Raw genomic sequence first — 2,954 nt, 5'->3', positions numbered from 1 at the left:
TCACAGGGCTCGTACAGCAATCAGCCAATGCCGGACTTTCGGGGAACCTGACGGATGCATCCCGCCTTCTGGAACAGGCACGTGCCCTTGCCCCGGACAATCCTATCGTTACGCAGCATTTCGCCAACCTTGACACTACGCCGCGTGTTGAGGCGGTGCCGACTTTGCCTGCCGATGCGGTGCCACAGCTTGCCGGTCCAATCTCCCTGGCCCTCAAAAACACTCCGATCAGCCTGCACCTGCGGGGAGGGGCCCGCGAAGCCTACATGGCAGCCGCCAATCAGGCCGGCCTCCGCGTTATCTTTGGCAACGGCCTCAGCGGCGAGCAGACGAAGATTGATCTCGACGGCCTGACCTATCAGCGTTCTCTCGATATCCTTGGCCAGCTCTTCCACACCTTCGCCGTTCCCATTGACGAACACACCATCATCGTCGCCGGCGATACCCTGGAGAATCACGACCAGTACGAGCATCTCTTTCAGGAAACGGTGTATCTTGCCGGCCTGAACAACACGCAGATGACCGAGCTGGGTAACGTTGTGCGCCAGGTCTTCGATATCAAGCTGGCGACAGTCCAGGTAAATTCAGGAAACCTGGTGGTACGAGCACCGCAGCAGTCCATCAACGCCATGAATGCCGTGCTCAGCGACCTTCTGGATGGCGGAAGCGAAGTTGTCTTTGACCTGAAGGTCTATTCCCTGGACACCTCGCGTACGCGGAATGTAGGCATCATTCTTCCAACGCAGCTCAGCGCTTACAACCTTGCATCACAGGCGCAGAGCATCATTTCGTCCAATCAGAGCCTGATCAATCAGCTCTATGCAGCCGGCATCTTCACTTCGTCGACAACACCGACACAGATTGCGCTGTACCTGTTGGCTTCGGGAGTTGTGAGCTCCAGCTTGCTGACCAATTCGTTCCTCGCGGTTGGCGGAGGCCTGACGACTACTGTCCTTTCTGCCGGACTCACACCGATACTGAACCTGGGTTTCACGTCATCTGATTCACGTGCACTGGATGACGTGATGCTGCGTGTCCGCGACCGAGAGCAATCGACCTTCCGCGCGGGAACGCGCTATCCGATCGCTACCTCTCTTTATTCGGACCYCACTTCGTCGGCATCATCAACAGCCYCATCCCTGCTGGCGCAGTATCTTGGAACCAACTCCTCCTCATCGAATCTGCTAAGCAACGCCATTCCGCAGATTCAATACGAAGACCTGGGACTGACCCTCAAGGCCGAGCCGACCATCCAGAAGACCGGGGACATTCACGTCAAGATGGACTTCAAGATCGAGGCCTTGGCTGGAACCTCGCTGAACGGCATCCCTGTACTCGCAAGCCGTCAATATGCATCAGACGTCACGACACATGACGGAGACACCATCATGCTGGTCTCGGCCATGTCGGAGCAGGAGGCGTACGCGGTAAGCGGCTTGCCGGGGCTGAGCGAGCTGCCTGGCTTCGGCAGCACCACAAACAAGCAGAGCTCACGCAGCAAGAGCGATCTGGTCATTCTGTTGACGCCCCACATCGTTCGCAACCGCCGCAAAGGAAATACAGGCCCCCTGGTTCCGATCACCGTTTCCAACAACTAAGTCACGGGCGGACTTGATTGATTTCGCCCCAATCGATATAGTTGTTCTTGGAACGGGCGGGAGTAGCTCAGTGGTAGAGTGCTTCCTTGCCAAGGAAGATGTCGCGGGTTCTAATCCCGTCTCCCGCTCCAATAAAGTCCCTCCACTGCTGTCAATCCCTACAGCATTCGGCGCGGTACCCAAGTGGTAAGGGAGAGGTCTGCAAAACCTTTATGCGTCGGTTCGATTCCGACCCGCGCCTCCAAACTCCCCAACAACTTAGCGACTTACGAAAATCCTCCAGCCGACGCTAAGCTCCAATAGAAAAACTCCCTCGTACAGATCCCACTGGATATCCCTTCCAAATGCCTCCAGAGCACTTCCCTGTTTCTGGGGTATGACGGAAGAGACGTGTAGCGGCGTTTTCATTGCGGCAAACGGCCATAGATGGGGAGCCTACACTACATCCGCAGATGCTCTAGCCTGGAACCGGCTTCCAGTTACAAACTCTTTTGGGCTGCTGAAGAGTGTGCGGTATCTTGAACCACTGCAAGTTGCTTCCCGTCTAAGAGCGCGGTGATTGAGGCTCCCTGAAACTGCAGCTCTATTCGATGCCACCCTTGTCCGATATCAATATGTCCCTGAGCAAGAGCCGTCGGAGCATTCTTGAATCGCGTCGAAAGCAGTGACCACATACCATTCGCTTCCATCTTGAGAACATAAGCGCTTGGATACATAGCCTTGTGGTCCTGGAAGACATCCGCGGAATCTATCCGCCCAAGTAGCGTTGCGACACCATTCTTAGGCACCGTTACATCGATACCAATTTTGTAGTCGCTCCACTTGATGTCACCTGCGATGGTGAATGGATCAGGCCGTGGCGACCAGGGAGTTGGCTTTTCCGTGATCTTCTGTTGCAGGCAGTGGCCGGTGCGTCCGTCACATGCAGCCGCTTCAAATGCGCCGTCCTGATCGCTCAGATACTTCGCAGTGCGACCGATTTCTACTGCTTCAAAATCGTCAGCATAAGGGAAAGGAAATGCCGCAGCTGCAGGCGGACGGCTTGTACCGCGATTTTGGCCGATAGTTGTCGTGATGGTATAGATGGAGCCCGGTTCAAAGTCATACGTCAATCCGCCGTCTTTCACGGGAATAGCAGCAACCTGTTCAAACGTCTTTGTTGCATTCGTCTGCCAGACAAACGCGGTCTCGTTGCTTAGTCCCCTGCCCACCTGCAGTGTGACGTGTTGCATACGGTTCGCGGACGTGGTCTCCAGGACGACGCTCCAATCAGCGGGCTTGTTCCCTGCCAGAGGAGCGTGCATCGCGACATAGGTGCCGCTATCGCCAGGCAAATAGCCTGTCGCAGTATTCATG

Annotated in this window: 2 protein-coding genes and 2 tRNA genes; 3 read left to right on the top strand and 1 reads right to left on the bottom strand. The window is 55.8% G+C overall.

All coding sequences use genetic code 11. The features are described from left to right. The 3 genes from AB4043_RS23250 to AB4043_RS23240 form a co-directional block, all read left to right on the top strand. Positions 1-1,598, top strand: a 1,598-nt coding sequence (locus AB4043_RS23250) for a type II secretion system protein GspD (RefSeq protein WP_442308232.1), incomplete at its 5' end; no start/stop codon positions are given. A gap of 56 nt (positions 1,599-1,654) precedes the next feature. Continuing rightward, positions 1,655-1,729: transfer RNA gene (locus tag AB4043_RS23245), tRNA-Gly, on the top strand. 38 nt (positions 1,730-1,767) lie between these two features. Next, positions 1,768-1,842, top strand: a tRNA-Cys gene (locus tag AB4043_RS23240). 235 nt (positions 1,843-2,077) lie between these two features. On the opposite strand, the gene AB4043_RS23235 is transcribed toward AB4043_RS23240, so the two are convergent. Further along, positions 2,078-2,954: hypothetical protein (locus AB4043_RS23235; protein WP_442308231.1), on the bottom strand; the 877-nt coding region annotated here is incomplete at its 5' end.

Source organism: Terriglobus sp. YAF25, assembly GCF_052113305.1.
GTDB lineage: Bacteria > Acidobacteriota > Terriglobia > Terriglobales > Acidobacteriaceae > Terriglobus.
Note: the sequence above shows the minus strand (reverse complement) of the source record. Positions and strands in the feature narration are given on the sequence as shown.